We start from the raw sequence: 605 nt of genomic DNA, 5'->3' as shown, positions 1-605 counted from the left end.
GATGATCGGCACCGGCATCGCGCTGTGGTGGCCGCGCGGCGCGGCACGCGTCGGGCGCGCGCTGCGGCCCGACCTGTCGCTGCGCGGCCGGCCGCTGTGGAAGAGCCTTCATGCGACGGCCGGCATCTGGCTCGCGGCCGGCACGATCGCGTTCATCCTGACCGGGCTGCCGTGGTCGGGCTCGTGGGGCAAGAACTTCAAGGCGCTCGCCGCGACAGTGAACCTCGGCGCGCCGGAAGGCGCGTGGGGCGGCGCGTCGATGCGCTCGACGCGTCCGGGTGCCGCCGCGACGGCCGCGCATGCGCCTGCGCAGGCCACCGCGCCGTCCGGCCATCACCACGATTCCGACGAATCGATGCCGGGCATGGTGATGGACGACCTGCCGTTGCCGCAAACGCCGTGGGCGGTCGGCAACGTGCCCGTGCCGCATTCGCCGGCCGCGCCGACGCCCACACCCGCGCCGCTGCCGCTGGCCCGCGCGATCGCGATCGTCGCCGGGCTCGGCGTGACGAGCGGCTACACGCTCGCGCTGCCGTCCGGCCCGGACGGCGTGTTCACCGCGTCGTACTTTCCGGCCGACCCGAAGGCCGAACGCACGATCTACG

General features: G+C 74.7%; 1 protein-coding gene. It reads left to right on the top strand.

Annotation, left to right across the window (positions count from 1 at the left end):
- Window positions 1–605 (top strand): PepSY domain-containing protein (locus tag JMF90_RS39605; RefSeq protein WP_201326604.1); only part of this gene is annotated, 605 nt, incomplete at both ends.

It is taken from the genome of Burkholderia sp. E168m23, assembly GCF_016586125.1.
GTDB classification, from domain to species: domain Bacteria; phylum Pseudomonadota; class Gammaproteobacteria; order Burkholderiales; family Burkholderiaceae; genus Burkholderia; species Burkholderia orbicola.
Note: the sequence above shows the minus strand (reverse complement) of the source record. Positions and strands in the feature narration are given on the sequence as shown.